Origin of the sequence: Streptomyces sp. NBC_00576 (assembly GCF_036345175.1) — a bacterium.
Lineage (GTDB): Bacteria > Actinomycetota > Actinomycetes > Streptomycetales > Streptomycetaceae > Streptomyces.
Map to the genome: position 1 here is coordinate 9,198,125 of NZ_CP107780.1, position 15,538 is coordinate 9,213,662.

Below are 15,538 nucleotides of genomic sequence, written 5' to 3' on the forward strand. Positions count from 1 at the left end.
AGCGTATCCGCAGCCACCGACAATCGGGCGGCGGACGGCACAAGCCGTCCGCCGATGTGGAGGAAAGCGTTCCGCAAAGGCCACTTGTCGGGTACTGCTCGCCAACTACGGGGTGCTCTGGGCTTGTTCGCGGACCCTTTCGGCGATCTGCGGCGGCATCGGTTCGTGCCGTGCGTACTTGCGGTCGAAGCGGGCGGTCCCGTGCGAGAGGGAGCGCAGATCGACGGCGTAACGGCCGATCTCGATCTCGGGCACCTCGGCACGTACGAGGGTCCGCCCGCCGCTCGCCTGCTCGGTGCCGACTACCCGGCCGCGCCGTCCGGACAGGTCGCTCATCACGGACCCCACGTAGTCGTCGCCGACGAGTACCGTCACCTCGGCCACGGGTTCGAGTAGATGGATCTTCGCGTCGGCGGCTGCCTCGCGCAGTGCGAGCGCGCCGGCGGTCTGGAACGCGGCGTCGGAGGAGTCCACCGAGTGCGCCTTGCCGTCGAGCAGGGTGATCCGTACGTCGATGAGCGGATAGCCGGCCGCGACTCCCTTGCCGGCCTGGGCCCGTACGCCCTTCTCGACGGACGGGATGAACTGCCTGGGCACGGCGCCGCCGACGACCTTGTCCACGAACTCGATGCCCGAGCCGCCGGGCAGCGGTTCCACCTCGATCGCGCAGATCGCGAACTGCCCGTGCCCGCCGGACTGCTTCACATGGCGTCCGCGCCCCGCCGACCGGCCGCCGAACGTCTCCCGTAGGGAGACCCTGTGCGGTATGACGTCGACCTGGACGCCGTACCGGTTGCGCAGCCGTTCCAGGGCGACGTCCGCGTGTGCCTCGCCCAGGCACCACAGGACCACCTGGTGGGTGTCGGGGTTCTGTTCGAGCCGCATGGTGGGGTCCTCGGCGACGAGCCGGCCGAGGCCCTGTGAGAGCTTGTCCTCGTCCGCCTTGCTGTGCGCCTGGATGGCGAGCGGCAGCAGCGGGTCGGGCATCTCCCACGGTTCCATCAGGAGCGGGTCGTCCTTCGCGGAGAGGGTGTCGCCGGTCTCCGCCCGGTTCAGCTTCGCCACACAGGCCAGGTCGCCCGCGATGCAGTGCGTGAGCGGGCGCTGCTGCTTGCCGAAGGGCGCGGACAGGGCGCCGATGCGCTCGTCGACATCGTGATCCTCGTGGCCGCGGTCGGCGAGCCCGTGCCCGGAGACGTGGACCGTCTCGTCGGGCCGCAGGGTGCCGGAGAAGACGCGGACGAGCGACACCCGGCCCACGTAGGGGTCGCTGGCCGTCTTCACGACCTCCGCGACCAACGGGCCGTCCGGATCGCAGAGCTTCAGCTCGCGCGGGCGGCCGTCCACCGTGGTGACCCCGGGCGCCTCGCGCTCCAGCGGGGTCGGGAAGCCTCCGGTGACCAGTTCCAGCAGCTCGACCGTGCCGAGGCCCTGCCGGGCGCCCTCGGCGGCTGGGGCGGCGGCGAGCACGGGGAAGAAGGTCCCGCGCGCGACGGCCCGTTCCAGGTCGTCGACCAAGGTCTTGAAGTCGATCTCCTCGCCGCCCAGATAGCGGTCCATGAGGGTCTCGTCCTCGCTCTCCGCGATGATCCCCTCGATGAGCCGGTTGCGAGCCTCCTCGATGCCCGGGAGCTGGTCGGGCCCCGGTTCTGCCTCCTTGCGCTCCCCGGAGGAGTAGTCGAACAGCTTCTGCGACAGCAGCCCGGTCAGCCCGGTCACGGGCGCGTGCCCGTCGGGCCCCGGCGCACCGTGCAGCGGCAGATAGAGCGGCAGTACGGCGTCGGGGTCGTCCGCGCCGAAGGCCTCCGCGCAGATCCGTGTCATGTCGTCGAAGTCCGCGCGCGCGGACTCCAGATGTGTGACGACGATGGCCCGCGGCATGCCGACCGCCGCGCACTCCTCCCACACCATCCGGGTCGAGCCGTCCACCCCGTCCGAGGCCGAGACGACGAAGAGGGCCGCGTCCGCCGCGCGCAGACCGGCCCTGAGTTCCCCGACAAAGTCGGCGTATCCGGGAGTGTCCAGAATATTGATCTTGTATCCGCCCCATTCGACGGATACCAGCGAGAGCTGTACCGAGCGGTGCTGCCGATGCTCGATCTCGTCGTAGTCGGAGACGGTGCCGCCGTCCTCCACACGGCCCGCCCGGTTGACTGCTCCCGCGGTCAGCGCGAGAGCCTCCACCAGAGTTGTCTTGCCCGATCCGGAGTGGCCGACCAGCACCACATTCCGTACGGACGCGGGGTGGTCGGCCGTTGTAGCCCTGCCGGCGGCTCCGGGGTGTGCGTTCGCCTTGTCGCCCATGGTCCTGCCTCCCGTGCACGGTGAGGTCACTGTGGGCGCGGACGTGGCCGATCCGCGTGCGGTGGCGGCTCCGGTGACGCCCGCGGTGCTTTCGAGCTTCGCACCAGCGTCACGGTGCGTCCATACGGCGGACGCGATCGTGCGGACGGGACGGTGCGGGTCGGGTGACCCGGGCCGCCGACATCCCGCTGTGACCCGGATGCCGTCAGGACGTGACGCGGGGTGGGTGCCCGAACGTCGCACATCCGCGCGCGTGGCTACGATGGGCCAGCCGGTGGCCAGTAGGGGCCGCACGGCGAAACCGACCCTCGGGAAGGCCATGCTGAACAAGTACGCGCGTGCATTCTTCACGCGTGTCCTCACACCGTTCGCAGCGTTTCTCATCCGCCGGGGCGTCAGTCCCGACACGGTCACGCTCCTCGGCACCGCCGGAGTGATCGCGGGCGCGCTGGTCTTCTACCCCAGGGGAGAGCTCTTCTGGGGCACGATCGTCATCACGTTGTTCGTTTTCTCGGACCTCGTCGACGGCAACATGGCACGCCAGCTGGGCCGCTCCAGCCGCTGGGGCGCCTTCCTGGACTCCACCCTCGACCGGGTGGCCGACGGCGCGGTCTTCGGTGGCTTCGCCCTCTGGTACGCGGGCGGCGGCAACGACAACGTCCTGTGCGCGGTCTCGATCTTCTGTCTGACCAGCGGCCAGGTGGTCTCGTACACCAAGGCGCGCGGCGAGTCGATCGGCCTGCCCGTCGCTGTCAACGGACTCATCGAGCGCGCCGAGCGCCTGGTGATCTCGCTGGTCGCGGCCGGTCTCGCGGGCCTGCACAAATTCGGCGTGCCCGGCATCCAGTACCTGCTGCCGGTGGCCCTGTGGATCGTCGCCGTCGGCAGCCTGGTCACGCTGATCCAGCGCGTCGTCACGGTCCGCCGGGAGTCCGCGGAGGCGGACGAGGCGGCCGCGCGCGAGGGCACCGCCCAGAGCAGTGAGGCCTCATCGTGAGCGACCTGCGGGGGCGGCTGACGGACGGCGCGTACGCGGTGGGCTGGAGCGCCGTCAAGATGCTCCCGGAGCCCGTCGCCGCCCGGCTCGGGCGGACCATCGCCGACCTCGCCTGGAAGCGGCGCGGAGAGCGCGTACGACGGCTCGAATCGAACTACGCGCGCGTGGTGCCCGACGCGACACCACAGCGCCTCGCCGAACTGTCCCGCGCGGGCATGCGTTCGTATCTGCGCTACTGGATGGAGTCCTTCCGGCTCCCGGCGTGGAGCCCGGAGCGGGTGAAGTCGGGTTTCGATGCGAAGGACCTGCACCACCTGACCGACGGTCTGGCCTCGGGCCGGGGCGTGATCCTCGCGCTTCCGCACCTGGGCAACTGGGACCTGGCCGGTGCCTGGGTCACCACGAAGCTGGAGACACGGTTCACGACGGTCGCCGAGCGCCTGAAGCCGGAGACGCTGTACGACCGGTTCGTCGCCTATCGCGAGGGCCTGGGCATGGAGGTTCTGCCGCACAACGGCGGTACCGCGTTCGGCACCCTGGCGCGGCGGCTGCGGGACGGCGGCCTGGTCTGCCTGGTCGCCGACCGGGACCTGTCCGCCTCGGGCGTCGAGGTGAAGTTCTTCGGCGACGCGGCCCGGATGCCGGCCGGTCCGGCCCTGCTGGCCCAGCAGACGGGCGCGCTCCTGCTCCCGGTGACCCTGTGGTACGACGACTCGCCGGTCATGCGGGGACGGATTCATCCGCCGATCGAGGTACCCGGGACAGGTACGAAGGCCGAGAAGACGTCTGTCATGACACAGGCGCTGGCCGATGCCTTCGCCACGGGAATCGCCGACCACCCGGAGGACTGGCACATGCTTCAGCGGCTGTGGCTCGCGGATCTCGACCCCGCGAAGGATCCGGAGAAGAGCACCGTGAGCACGAACGGTGTCGTGCGGGACCCCGAGAAGGGGACCCCGTGAAGATCGGTATCGTCTGCCCGTACTCCTGGGACGTACCGGGCGGCGTCCAGTTCCACATCCGCGACCTGGCCGAGTACTTCATCCGCCTCGGCCACGAGGTCTCCGTCCTCGCCCCCGCCGACGACGACACCCCGCTCCCGCCGTACGTCGTCTCGGCCGGCCGCGCGGTCCCGGTGCCGTACAACGGCTCGGTGGCCCGGCTGAACTTCGGCTTGCTGTCGGCGGCCCGGGTGCGGAGGTGGCTGCACGACGGCGAGTTCGACGTGATCCACATCCATGAGCCGGCCTCGCCCTCACTGGGTCTGCTGGCCTGCTGGGCCGCGCAGGGCCCGATCGTGGCCACCTTCCACACCTCGAACCCGCGCTCCCGGGCCATGATCGCCGCGTACTCGATTCTCCAGGCCGCCCTGGAGAAGATCAGCGCCCGGATCGCGGTGAGCGAGTACGCCCGGCGCACGCTGGTGGAACACCTGGGCGGCGACGCGGTCGTCATCCCGAACGGCGTCGACGTCGACTCCTTCGCCGGGGCCAAGCCGAAGCCCGAGTGGCAGGGCGACACGATCGGCTTCATCGGCCGCATCAACGAACCCCGCAAGGGTCTGCCGGTCCTGATGAAGGCGCTCCCGAAGATCCTGGCCGCCCGTCCCGCGACGAGGCTGCTGGTCGCGGGCCGCGGCGACGAGGAGGAGGCGCTGGAGGGCCTGCCGACCGAGATGCGCTCGCGGGTCGAGTTCCTGGGCATGGTCAGCGACCAGGACAAGGCACGGCTGCTGCGCAGCGTGGACGTGTACATCGCACCCAACACCGGCGGGGAGAGCTTCGGGATCATCCTGGTCGAGGCACTGTCGGCGGGCGCACCGGTCCTGGCCTCGGATCTCGACGCCTTCGCCCAGGTCCTGGACCACGGAGCGGCGGGTGAACTCTTCACCAACGAGGACGCGGACGCCCTGGCCGCCGCGGCCGTACGGCTCCTGGGCGACCCCGGCCGCCGCGCCGAGCTGCGGGAGCGGGGCAGCGCCCATGTGCGGCGGTTCGACTGGTCGACGGTCGGGGCGGACATCCTGTCCGTGTACGAGACGGTGACGGACGGTACGACAGCAGTCGCGGCGGACGAGCGGACGGCAACGGGACTGATGGCGCGACTGGGACTGGCGCGGGACTGAGCGGGGCCGCGGCCTTTGGCAGTGGCCGGCACCATCCAGCCTGTCCGGCGTTTGAGGACGAGGCCCGTTCAGGGCCGTAAGGCGGGGGTCTGAGGGCGGCAGCCCCCAGGGGACGACCAGGTGAGGAACTTCGCGAAACCAGCGGAGCGCCCATGTAGCGTTGCCGCCCGTGACCGCAACCCTCATCTGGATCCTTGTCGGGCTCGTCGCGATCGGCCTCTACCTGAGCTGGACCGCCGGGCGGCTCGACCGTCTGCACGCCCGCATCGACGCCACGCGCGCCGGCCTCGACGCGCAGTTGCTGCGCCGGGCCTCCGTCGCCCAGGAGTTGGCGACGGCGGGCGTCCTCGATCCGGCCGCCTCGATCGTGCTGTACGAGGCGGCGCACGCCGCGCGGCAGGCCGAGGAGGAGCAGCGGGAGGTCGCCGAGAGCGAGCTGAGCCAGGCGCTGCGGGCCGTCTTCGGGGAGGTGGCGCAGGTCGAGGCGGTGCGGGAGGTGCCCGGCGGGGAGGCGGCGGCGCGTGAGCTGACCGAGGCGGTGATCAGGGTGCCGATGGCTCGGCGGTTCCACAACGACGCGGTGCGGGCGGCGCGGGCGTTGCGGCGGCATCGGAAGGTGCGGTGGTTCCGGCTGGCGGGGCATGCGCCGTTTCCGCTTGCGTTCGAGATGGACGACGAGCCGCCGACGGCATTGGCGGAGCGTGCGCCGGTGTAGAGGGTGGTTTCTTCGCCCCCCGCTCCTGGTCTTTCAGCCCGTCCGGCATTTGAGGACAAGGCCCGTTCAGGGCCGTAGGGGTCTGGGGGCGCAGCCCCCAGGGATGGGACGGGCAGGGGCGGCGGGGGCGAAAACGATCCACCGGCTCCCCATTGGCCCTTGCTGTGGCCTGGTCCCCTCGCGTTTCCTCAGTACTGCAGCAACCCTCTTTCACCGAGTGAGGTCAAACCGTGTCCAGCACGCTCTACAACTCCGCCCAGACGCCCGAAACCGGCACCGCCCGCGTGAAGCGCGGCATGGCCGAGCAGCTCAAGGGCGGTGTGATCATGGACGTGGTCAACGCCGAGCAGGCCAAGATCGCCGAGGACGCCGGCGCCGTCGCCGTCATGGCCCTGGAGCGGGTCCCCGCGGACATCCGCAAGGACGGCGGCGTGGCCCGTATGTCCGACCCGGACATGATCGAGGGCATCATCGAGGCCGTGTCCATCCCGGTCATGGCGAAGTCCCGCATCGGTCACTTCGTCGAGGCCCAGGTCCTGCAGTCCCTCGGCGTCGACTACATCGACGAGTCCGAGGTGCTGACCCCCGCCGACGAGGTCAACCACTCCGACAAGTGGGCCTTCACCACTCCCTTCGTCTGCGGTGCCACCAACCTCGGTGAGGCCCTGCGCCGTATAGCCGAGGGCGCGGCGATGATCCGCTCCAAGGGCGAGGCCGGTACCGGCAACGTCGTGGAGGCCGTCCGCCACCTGCGGCAGATCAAGAACGAGATCGCCCGTCTGCGCGGCTACGACAACAACGAGCTGTACGCCGCCGCCAAGGACCTGCGCGCCCCGTACGAGCTCGTCCAGGAGGTCGCCGAACTCGGCAAGCTGCCGGTCGTGCTGTTCTCCGCCGGCGGTGTGGCGACCCCCGCCGACGCCGCGCTCATGCGTCAGCTGGGCGCCGAGGGTGTCTTCGTCGGCTCCGGCATCTTCAAGTCCGGCGACCCCGCCAAGCGTGCCGCCGCCATCGTGAAGGCGACCACCTTCTACGACGACCCGAAGATCATCGCGGATGCGTCCCGCAACCTCGGCGAGGCCATGGTCGGCATCAACTGCGACACGCTGCCCGAGGCCGAGCGCTACGCGAACCGGGGCTGGTAGCACTCATGAACGACACCCCCGTCGTAGGTGTCCTGGCCCTCCAGGGCGACGTGCAGGAGCACCTCATCGCCCTGGCCGAGGCGGACGCTCTGGCCAGGCCGGTGCGGCGCCCCGAGGAACTCGCCGAAGTGGATGGCCTGATCATCCCCGGCGGTGAGTCCACCACCATCTCCAAGCTGGCCGTCCTCTTCGGCGTGATGGAGCCCCTCCGCGCGCGCGTGCGCGCCGGAATGCCCGTCTACGGCACCTGCGCCGGCATGATCATGCTCGCCGACAAGATCCTCGACCCGCGCTCGGGCCAGGAGACCGTCGGCGGCATCGACATGATCGTGCGGCGCAACGCCTTCGGACGCCAGAACGAGTCCTTCGAAGCGGCGGTCGACGTGCGGGGCGTGGAGGGCGATCCTGTGGAGGGAGTCTTCATCCGTGCCCCCTGGGTCGAGTCCGTGGGCGCCGAGGCCGAGGTGCTCGCCGAGCACGCCGGTCACATCGTCGCCGTCCGTCAGGGCAACGCGCTCGCCACGTCGTTCCACCCGGAACTCACCGGCGACCACCGCGTCCACTCTCTGTTCGTCGGCATGGTGCGGGCCCACATGGCACGGCCTACGGGCGCGGACCGTGCAGCGGAGTCCTTGTAGGATCTCTGGGGTTCGTACAGAGATGGGTTACGCGAAGGAGACAGGCAGATGTCCGGCCACTCTAAATGGGCTACGACGAAGCACAAGAAGGCCGTGATCGACGCCAAGCGCGGCAAGCTCTTCGCGAAGATGATCAAGAACATCGAGGTTGCGGCACGAACGGGCGGCGCCGACCCGGCCGGTAACCCGACGCTTTTCGACGCCATCCAGAAGGCCAAGAAGAGCTCGGTTCCGAACAAGAACATCGACTCCGCGGTCAAGCGCGGCGCAGGCCTCGAAGCCGGTGGCGCCGACTACGAGACGATCATGTACGAGGGTTACGGCCCCAACGGTGTCGCGGTGCTCATCGAGTGCCTCACCGACAACCGCAACCGCGCCGCCTCGGACGTCCGCGTCGCCATGACCCGCAACGGCGGCAACATGGCCGACCCCGGCTCCGTCTCGTACCTCTTCAACCGCAAGGGCGTCATCGTCGTCCCCAAGGGTGAGCTGTCCGAGGACGATGTCCTGGGCGCTGTGCTGGAAGCCGGTGCCGAGGAGGTCAACGACCTCGGTGAGTCCTTCGAGGTCATCTCCGAGGCCACCGACCTGGTCGCGGTGCGCACCGCGCTCCAGGAAGGCGGCATCGATTACGACTCCGCCGACGCCAACTTCGTCCCGACCATGCAGGTCGAGCTGGACGAGGACGGCGCCAGGAAGATCTTCAAGCTGATCGACGCACTGGAGGACAGCGACGACGTGCAGAACGTCTTCGCCAACTTCGACGTCAGCGACGAGGTCATGGAGAAGGTCGACGCGTAGCACTGCCGCGAGACGAGCGGTTCCGGCGGGCCGGTGGGACACGTCCTACCGGCCCGCCGCTGTTGTCAGTGGCAGCGGATAGCCTGACGGCAGTCAAAGATCACCGTCGACGGACCGCGACCGGACAGAGGGGTGGGGCGGGTGCGCGTACTCGGAGTTGACCCGGGACTGACCCGATGCGGGGTCGGTGTCGTCGAGGGAGTCCCCGGACGCCCGCTGACGATGATCGGCGTCGGCGTCGTACGCACGCCGGCGGACGCCGAACTGGGCCTGCGACTCGTCGAGATCGAGCGGGGCATCGAGCAGTGGCTCGACGAGCACCGGCCCGAATTCGTCGCCGTGGAGCGGGTGTTCAGCCAGCACAACGTCCGTACGGTGATGGGCACGGCCCAGGCCAGTGCCGTCGCGATGCTGTGTGCGGCGCGGCGCGGCATCCCCGTCGCCCTGCACACCCCCAGCGAGGTCAAGGCCGCCGTCACCGGCAGCGGACGCGCGGACAAGGCCCAGGTCGGCGCGATGGTGACCCGGTTGCTCCGGCTCGACGCGCCCCCCAAGCCGGCCGACGCCGCCGACGCCCTCGCGCTCGCCATCTGCCACATCTGGCGCGCACCCGCACAGACGCGCCTTCAGCAGGCCGTCGCGCAGAACCGGCTCCAGCAGGCCGTCGCGCAGAACCGGCTCCAGCAGGCCGTCGCTCTCCACAAGGCGCAGGCCAAAACACCTGCATCGAAAACAGCACCCGTGTCGACAACAGCACTCGCCCCGAAAGGCCGCCCCGCATGATCGCCTTCGTCAGCGGCCCGGTCGCCGCTCTCGCCCCTGACTCAGCGGTGGTCGAGGTGGGTGGCATCGGCATCGCCGTCCAGTGCGCCCCCAACACTCTGTCCGGCCTCCGGATGGGACAGCAGGCCAGACTCGCCACCTCCCTGGTGGTCCGCGAGGACTCCCTGACCCTGTACGGCTTCCAGGACGACGACGAGCGGCAGACCTTCGAGCTGCTCCAGACCGCGAGCGGTGTCGGCCCCCGCCTCGCCCAGGCCATGCTGGCCGTCCACTCACCGGACGCCCTGCGCCGCGCGGTGGCCACGGCGGACGAGAAGGCGCTGATCGCGGTGCCCGGCATCGGCAAGAGGGGTGCCCAGAAGCTCCTCCTGGAGCTGAAGGACCGTCTCGGCGCGCCCCTCGGCACCGGCCCCGCCATCGGCTCCCCGATCACCACCGGCTGGCGCGACCAGCTGCACGCGGCCCTGATCGGCCTCGGGTACGCGACCCGCGAGGCCGACGAGGCGGTGGCCGCCGTGACACCCCAGGCCGAGGCCGCCGAAGGCACACCCCAGGTGGGCCAGTTGCTGAAAGCGGCCCTGCAGACCCTCAACAGAGCCCGCTGACCGACAGAGTCGGCTGACCGGCGGCGCCCCGCCCCCGTGCACCCCCTCCTCCGCACGAACCACCCGACCGACCGCGACCGCGAGGCAGACGCATGAACTGGGACGACACGACCGACGAGACCACCGCCCCCGAGCGGCTCGTCGGTGCGTCCGCCGACGGTGAGGACCAGGCCGTCGAGGCCGCCCTGCGCCCCAAGGACCTGGACGAGTTCATCGGCCAGGAGAAGGTCCGCGAGCAGCTCGACCTCGTTCTGCGCGCCGCACGCGCGCGTGGCGCCACCGCCGACCACGTACTGCTCTCCGGCGCCCCCGGCCTGGGCAAGACCACCCTCTCGATGATCATCGCGGCCGAGATGGGCGCCCCCATCCGCATCACCAGCGGACCCGCCATCCAGCACGCCGGTGACCTCGCGGCGATCCTCTCCTCCCTCCAGGAGGGAGAGGTCCTCTTCCTCGACGAGATCCACCGCATGTCCCGGCCCGCCGAGGAGATGCTCTACATGGCGATGGAGGACTTCCGCGTCGACGTGATCGTCGGCAAGGGCCCCGGCGCCACCGCCATCCCCCTCGAACTGCCCCCGTTCACCCTGGTCGGCGCCACCACGCGCGCGGGACTGCTGCCGCCCCCGCTGCGCGACCGCTTCGGCTTCACCGCGCACATGGAGTTCTACGAACCGGCCGAGCTGCAGCGCGTCATCCACCGCTCCGCGAACCTCCTCGATGTCGAGATCGATACCGAGGGCGCTGCCGAGATCGCCGGCCGCTCGCGCGGTACCCCCCGTATCGCCAACCGGCTGCTGCGCCGCGTCAGGGACTACGCGCAGGTGAAGGCCGACGGCAGCATCACGCGCGACATCGCGCAGGCGGCCCTGAAGGTCTACGAGGTCGACGCCCGCGGTCTCGACCGCCTCGACCGGGGCGTCCTCGAAGCACTGCTCAAGCTGTTCGGCGGCGGCCCGGTCGGGCTCTCCACGCTGGCCGTCGCGGTGGGGGAGGAGCGGGAGACCGTCGAGGAGGTTGCCGAGCCCTTCCTCGTACGGGAGGGACTGCTGGCCCGTACCCCGCGCGGGCGGGTCGCGACGCCCGCCGCATGGGCGCATCTCGGCCTCACGCCGCCCCGTTCCACAACGGGGGGAAGCGGACAACAGGACCTGTTCAGGGCGTGAGGGCGCGGCAGCTCGCAGGCTCAGGAACCGTGGTGCCATGCTGAGCGTTGTTCCTGGAGTGCGGACTCGCTTAGACTCCGCCGATGCCGCCTTTGTAACTTTGTAGGTGGCGCCGACCACACCCCCATCCACCAGGCCGCTCACCGACGCGGTAGTGCGAAGGAAATCCCGTCCCGTGAATATCGTGACCCTCCTCCCGTTCATTGTGCTCATCGGGGCCATGTTCCTGATGACCCGCTCGGCCAAGCGCAAGCAGCAGGCTGCCGCGCAGATGCGCAACGACATGCAGCCCGGCACCGGTGTCCGCACGATCGGGGGCATCTATGCGACGGTCAAGGAAGTCAACGAGGAGACGGTTCTCCTTGACGCGGGCCCGGGTGTGGAGCTTCTCTTCGCGAAGAACGCCATCGGCGCTGTCCTCAGCGACGACGAGTACAACCGCATCGTTCACGGCATCGAGCACGACCTGAAGACCGACGAAAGCGTCGTCCCGGACGACGCCTCCTCTCTCACCGAGACCGACGAGCCCTCCGACGACGCTTCCGCCGCTTCCGACGACAAGCCCATCGACCTCGGCAAGAAGGACGCGGCGGCCGACGAGCCGTCCGACGAGACCGAGGCCGCCGAGGTGAAGGCGGAAGAAGAGCCGAAGAAGACCGACGGCGAGTCCGACGCGAAGTAGCCGCGTTCCGGGGGAGGAGCGCGGCGCGATCCGCTCGCGTTACGTACCCCGGCACGTTCGGTTCTCGCAGGGAGTCCCGACACCATGTCATGGCCACCGGCCGCGCTGACCCGGCGCGAGGTGGCCCGAGAGGGAGTACGAGAAGGTGGCAGCACCTAAGAAGGGCCGGAGCGCAAGCTCCCAGAGCAAGCCAGGACGCTCGCTGGCCCTCATTCTGATCGCCATCGTGGCGCTCACCGGAGGCATGTTCCTCTCGGGGCACACGACTCCGCGTCTCGGCATCGACCTGGCCGGTGGTACGAGCATCACGCTCACGGCGAAGAACGAGCCGGGCCAGCCGAACGCGATCAACAAGACCAACATGGACACCGCGGTCGAGATCATGAACCGCCGTGTCAACGGTCTTGGTGTGTCCGAGGCCGAGGTGCAGACCCAGGGTCGCGACAACATCATTGTCAACATCCCCAAGGGCACGAACTCCGAGCAGGCCCAGAAGCAGGTCGGCACCACCGCCAAGCTCTACTTCCGTCCGGTTCTGGCCCTGGAGGCCCAGGGTGTCGCCCCGACGCCCAGCCCCACGCCGAGCACGAGCACGTCCGGCAGCCCTTCGCCGTCGGCCTCGGCAACCGGTGACAAGGCGACCTCGTCGTCTTCCGGCTCGCCCAGCCCGTCGGTCAGCGCCACCTCTCAGGGCCGCCCGGTCACCGACGCCCTGAAGGCCGACGCGACCCCGACGCCGAGCGGCAAGCCGTCAGCGGCGGCCAGCACGCCGGCCCCGGCGACTCCCGCCCCCGACCCGGCGACCGCGGCGCTCCAGGCGAAGTACACGGCGCTCGACTGCACCAAGAAGGCGGTCCGCGCCGTCACCGGTGACGGCGTCCAGCCCGGCGATCCCACGGTGGCCTGTGGTAAGGACTCGCAGGGTCAGTGGCAGAAGTTCATCCTCGGCCCGGCCGAGGTGGACGGCACCGAGGTGAAGAAGGCCCAGGCCGTCTTCGACACGCAGGGCGCCGCCGGCTGGCAGGTCACCATGGACTTCACGTCCAAGGGCAGCAAGCAGTTCGGTGAGGTCACCGGCCGTCTCGCCCAGAACCAGCCCCCGCAGAACGAGTTCGGCATCGTCCTGGACGGTGAGGTCGTCTCCAACCCGTTCGTGAACACGGCGATCACCGGCGGCTCCGCGCAGATCTCCGGCAGCTTCGACCAGACCGAGGCCCAGGACCTGGCCAACATGCTGTCGTACGGCGCGCTCCCGCTCACCTTCCAGGAGTCGAGCGTCACCACGGTCACCGCCGCGCTGGGCGGCGAGCAACTGCACGCCGGTCTGATCGCGGGCGCGATCGGCCTGGCGCTGGTCGTCATCTACCTGGTGGTCTACTACCGGGGCCTGTCAACCATCGCCATCGCCTCCCTCCTGGTCTCCGCCGCCCTCACCTACGTGATCATGGCGCTGCTCGGTCCGGCGATCGGCTTCGCGCTGAACCTGCCGGCCGTCTGTGGTGCGATCGTCGCGATCGGTATCACCGCGGACTCGTTCATCGTGTTCTTCGAACGCATCCGGGACGAGATCCGCGAGGGTCGCTCGCTGCGGCCCGCCGTCGAGCGGGCCTGGCCGCGGGCCCGGCGCACGATCCTGGTCTCCGACTTCGTGTCGTTCCTCGCCGCCGCGGTGCTCTTCATCGTCACCGTCGGCAAGGTCCAGGGCTTCGCGTTCACGCTCGGCCTGACCACCCTGCTCGACGTGGTCGTCGTCTTCTTCTTCACCAAGCCGCTGATGACGATTCTCGCCCGCAAGAAGTTCTTCGCGGAGGGCCACCGTTGGTCCGGCCTCGACCCGCAGCGCCTGGGCGCCCAACCGCCGCTCCGTCGCACCCGTCGCGCGTCCGCGCCCGTCGACATGAAGGAGGCGTGAGATGTCGAAACTCGGCACCCTCGGCGCCCGGCTCCACCGCGGCGAGATCGGCTACGACTTCGTCGGCAAGCGTTTCATCTGGTACGGCATCTCGATCCTGATCACCATCACGGCCATCCTCGGCCTGTCGGTGCGCGGCCTGAACATGGGCATCGAGTTCCAGGGCGGCGCCGTCTTCACCACCGGGAAGACGAGCACCTCGGTGAGCCAGGCCGAGACGTTCGCGGAAAAGGCCTCCGGCCATGACGCGATCGTCCAGAAGCTCGGCAAGGGCGGCCTGCGCATCCAGATCTCCGACATCGACACCAAGAAGTCCGGCGACATCAAGAAGGCACTCGCCAGGGACCTGAACGTCGACGCCGAGAAGATCAACGCCGACCTGGTGGGTCCCAGCTGGGGTGACCAGGTCGCCAGCAAGGCCTGGCAGGGCCTGGCGATCTTCATGGTCCTCGTCGTGATCTATCTGGCGATCGCCTTCGAGTGGCGCATGGCCGTGGCGGCACTCGTGGCGCTCATCCACGACATCACCATCACGGTCGGCATCTACGCCCTGGTCGGCTTCGAAGTCACCCCGGGCACCGTGATCGGTCTGCTCACGATCCTCGGTTACTCGCTCTACGACACTGTCGTCGTCTTCGACAGTCTCAAGGAGCAGACCAAGGACATCACCAAGCAGACCCGCTGGACCTACAGCGAGATCGCCGACCGGTCGATCAACGGCACGCTGGTCCGCTCCATCAACACCACGGTGGTCGCGCTCCTCCCGGTCGCCGCCCTGCTGTTCATCGGCGGCGGCGTGCTCGGCGCGGGCATGCTCAACGACATCTCGCTGTCGCTGTTCGTCGGTCTCGCGGCCGGTGCGTACTCCTCGATCTTCATCGCCACGCCGCTCGTCGCCGACCTCAAGGAGCGCGAGCCGCAGATGAAGGCCCTGAGGAAGCGCGTCCTGGCCAAGCGGGCGCAGGGCGACGCCCCGGCGCCCCAGGTCAGCGACGAGCAGCCGTACGACGAGGACGACGACGCCGCTCCGGCGGTCGTCGGCCCGCGCAACCAGCCGGCCTCCCGCAACCGGGGTCGCGGTCGGCCCTCGGGCAAGCGCCGATGACCGCGGTCCAGGAGCTGTTGCTCAGCCGTATCCGCGATGTGGCGGACTACCCGGAGCCGGGGGTGATGTTCAAGGACATCACCCCGCTCCTGGCGGACCCGACGGCGTTCGCCGCACTCACCGACGCCCTGGCCGACATCGCAGTCCGCAGCGGTGCCACGAAGATCGTCGGCCTGGAGGCCCGCGGCTTCATCCTGGGCGCGCCGGTCGCGGTCCGGGCGGGCCTCGGTTTCATTCCCGTGCGCAAGGCGGGCAAGCTCCCCGGAGCCACGCTCAGCCAGGCGTACGACCTGGAGTACGGCTCCGCCGAGATCGAGGTGCACGCCGAGGACCTGAGCGCGGGCGACCGCGTCCTGGTGATCGACGACGTACTGGCCACGGGCGGCACCGCCGAGGCGTCTCTCCAGCTGATCCGGCGGGCCGGTGCGGAGGTCGCCGGTCTGGCGATCCTCATGGAGCTCGGTTTCCTCGGCGGCCGACAGCGGCTCGAACCCGCTCTCTCGGGAGCGGTGCTGGAGGCGCTGATCACGGTCTGAGGCATCCCACGGGCTGCCTGCGGA

General features: G+C 69.8%; 15 protein-coding genes and 1 pseudogene. 14 read left to right on the forward strand and 2 right to left on the reverse strand.

Annotated features, from left to right (window positions below):
* Nucleotides 1–105: 105 nt before the first annotated feature.
* Nucleotides 106–2,304 carry an elongation factor G-like protein EF-G2 gene (locus tag OG734_RS40160; RefSeq protein WP_330292320.1) on the reverse strand — a complete coding sequence of 733 codons (2,199 nt, stop codon included), beginning with the start codon at nucleotides 2,302–2,304 and terminating at the stop codon, nucleotides 106–108.
* A 262-nt stretch (nucleotides 2,305–2,566) separates the two neighbouring features.
* On the opposite strand from OG734_RS40160, the gene pgsA reads away from it, so the two are divergent.
* The 4 genes from pgsA (at nucleotide 2,567) to OG734_RS40180 (ending at nucleotide 6,141) form a co-directional block, all read left to right on the forward strand.
* Complete coding sequence (gene pgsA / locus OG734_RS40165; RefSeq protein WP_330293959.1) at nucleotides 2,567–3,301, forward strand: phosphatidylinositol phosphate synthase; 735 nt, start codon at nucleotides 2,567–2,569, stop codon at nucleotides 3,299–3,301.
* Nucleotides 3,298–4,263: a phosphatidylinositol mannoside acyltransferase gene (locus OG734_RS40170; protein ID WP_330292321.1), complete on the forward strand. Its 966-nt coding sequence runs from the start codon at nucleotides 3,298–3,300 to the stop codon at nucleotides 4,261–4,263. The genes pgsA and OG734_RS40170 overlap by 4 nt, the downstream gene beginning before the upstream one ends.
* Entirely contained in the window at nucleotides 4,260–5,426 is a 1,167-nt protein-coding gene (locus OG734_RS40175; protein WP_330292322.1) for a glycosyltransferase family 4 protein, read from the forward strand. The genes OG734_RS40170 and OG734_RS40175 overlap by 4 nt, the downstream gene beginning before the upstream one ends.
* Nucleotides 5,427–5,595: 169 nt before the next feature.
* Entirely contained in the window at nucleotides 5,596–6,141 is a 546-nt protein-coding gene (locus OG734_RS40180; RefSeq protein WP_330292323.1) for a hypothetical protein, read from the forward strand.
* A gap of 31 nt (nucleotides 6,142–6,172) precedes the next feature.
* Here OG734_RS40180 and OG734_RS48155 read toward each other — a convergent pair.
* Nucleotides 6,173–6,329: pseudogene (locus tag OG734_RS48155) on the reverse strand (cobyrinate a,c-diamide synthase); the annotation flags it as partial.
* A gap of 108 nt (nucleotides 6,330–6,437) precedes the next feature.
* Between OG734_RS48155 and pdxS the strand changes: the two are divergent.
* From pdxS to OG734_RS40230, 10 genes are all read left to right on the forward strand, one after another.
* Nucleotides 6,438–7,286, forward strand: a complete 849-nt coding sequence (gene pdxS, locus OG734_RS40185; RefSeq protein WP_203689665.1) for a pyridoxal 5'-phosphate synthase lyase subunit PdxS — start codon at nucleotides 6,438–6,440, stop codon at nucleotides 7,284–7,286.
* A 5-nt stretch (nucleotides 7,287–7,291) separates the two neighbouring features.
* Nucleotides 7,292–7,924 carry a pyridoxal 5'-phosphate synthase glutaminase subunit PdxT gene (pdxT, locus tag OG734_RS40190; protein WP_330292325.1) on the forward strand — a complete coding sequence of 211 codons (633 nt, stop codon included), beginning with the start codon at nucleotides 7,292–7,294 and terminating at the stop codon, nucleotides 7,922–7,924.
* 48 nt (nucleotides 7,925–7,972) lie between these two features.
* Complete coding sequence (locus OG734_RS40195; protein ID WP_330292326.1) at nucleotides 7,973–8,725, forward strand: YebC/PmpR family DNA-binding transcriptional regulator; 753 nt, start codon at nucleotides 7,973–7,975, stop codon at nucleotides 8,723–8,725.
* A 141-nt stretch (nucleotides 8,726–8,866) separates the two neighbouring features.
* Nucleotides 8,867–9,508, forward strand: coding sequence for a crossover junction endodeoxyribonuclease RuvC (gene ruvC / locus OG734_RS40200; protein ID WP_330292327.1), 642 nt, complete (start codon nucleotides 8,867–8,869; stop codon nucleotides 9,506–9,508).
* A complete protein-coding gene (gene ruvA / locus OG734_RS40205) occupies nucleotides 9,505–10,113 on the forward strand; it encodes a Holliday junction branch migration protein RuvA (RefSeq protein WP_330292328.1) in 609 nt (202 codons plus the stop codon). The genes ruvC and ruvA overlap by 4 nt, the downstream gene beginning before the upstream one ends.
* A 92-nt stretch (nucleotides 10,114–10,205) precedes the next feature.
* Nucleotides 10,206–11,279 (forward strand): Holliday junction branch migration DNA helicase RuvB, encoded by a 1,074-nt coding sequence (gene ruvB, locus OG734_RS40210; protein WP_330292329.1) that lies wholly within the window; start codon nucleotides 10,206–10,208, stop codon nucleotides 11,277–11,279.
* A 175-nt stretch (nucleotides 11,280–11,454) separates the two neighbouring features.
* Nucleotides 11,455–11,961, forward strand: a complete 507-nt coding sequence (gene yajC, locus OG734_RS40215; RefSeq protein ID WP_330292330.1) for a preprotein translocase subunit YajC — start codon at nucleotides 11,455–11,457, stop codon at nucleotides 11,959–11,961.
* Nucleotides 11,962–12,106: 145 nt separating this feature from the next.
* The gene (gene secD / locus OG734_RS40220) at nucleotides 12,107–13,873 is read left to right on the forward strand and encodes a protein translocase subunit SecD (RefSeq protein WP_330292331.1); all 1,767 of its coding nucleotides are present in this window, start codon (nucleotides 12,107–12,109) and stop codon (nucleotides 13,871–13,873) included.
* Between the two features lies 1 nt (nucleotide 13,874).
* Nucleotides 13,875–14,978, forward strand: coding sequence for a protein translocase subunit SecF (gene secF / locus OG734_RS40225; RefSeq protein WP_330292332.1), 1,104 nt, complete (start codon nucleotides 13,875–13,877; stop codon nucleotides 14,976–14,978).
* A complete protein-coding gene (locus OG734_RS40230; RefSeq protein WP_330292333.1) occupies nucleotides 14,975–15,514 on the forward strand; it encodes an adenine phosphoribosyltransferase in 540 nt (179 codons plus the stop codon). The genes secF and OG734_RS40230 overlap by 4 nt, the downstream gene beginning before the upstream one ends.
* Nucleotides 15,515–15,538 lie beyond the last annotated feature (24 nt).

Bases quoted from the DNA above. Each gene is read 5' to 3' on its own strand.
- OG734_RS40160 (WP_330292320.1), bottom strand. From the start codon at position 2,304: ATGGGCGACAAGGCGAACGCACACCCCGGAGCCGCCGGCAGGGCTACA.
- pgsA (WP_330293959.1), top strand. From the start codon at position 2,567: ATGGGCCAGCCGGTGGCCAGTAGGGGCCGCACGGCGAAACCGACCCTC.
- pdxS (WP_203689665.1), top strand. From the start codon at position 6,438: ATGGCCGAGCAGCTCAAGGGCGGTGTGATCATGGACGTGGTCAACGCC.
- pdxT (WP_330292325.1), top strand. From the start codon at position 7,292: ATGAACGACACCCCCGTCGTAGGTGTCCTGGCCCTCCAGGGCGACGTG.
- OG734_RS40195 (WP_330292326.1), top strand. From the start codon at position 7,973: ATGTCCGGCCACTCTAAATGGGCTACGACGAAGCACAAGAAGGCCGTG.
- ruvA (WP_330292328.1), top strand. From the start codon at position 9,505: ATGATCGCCTTCGTCAGCGGCCCGGTCGCCGCTCTCGCCCCTGACTCA.
- ruvB (WP_330292329.1), top strand. From the start codon at position 10,206: ATGAACTGGGACGACACGACCGACGAGACCACCGCCCCCGAGCGGCTC.
- secF (WP_330292332.1), top strand. From the start codon at position 13,875: ATGTCGAAACTCGGCACCCTCGGCGCCCGGCTCCACCGCGGCGAGATC.
- OG734_RS40230 (WP_330292333.1), top strand. From the start codon at position 14,975: ATGACCGCGGTCCAGGAGCTGTTGCTCAGCCGTATCCGCGATGTGGCG.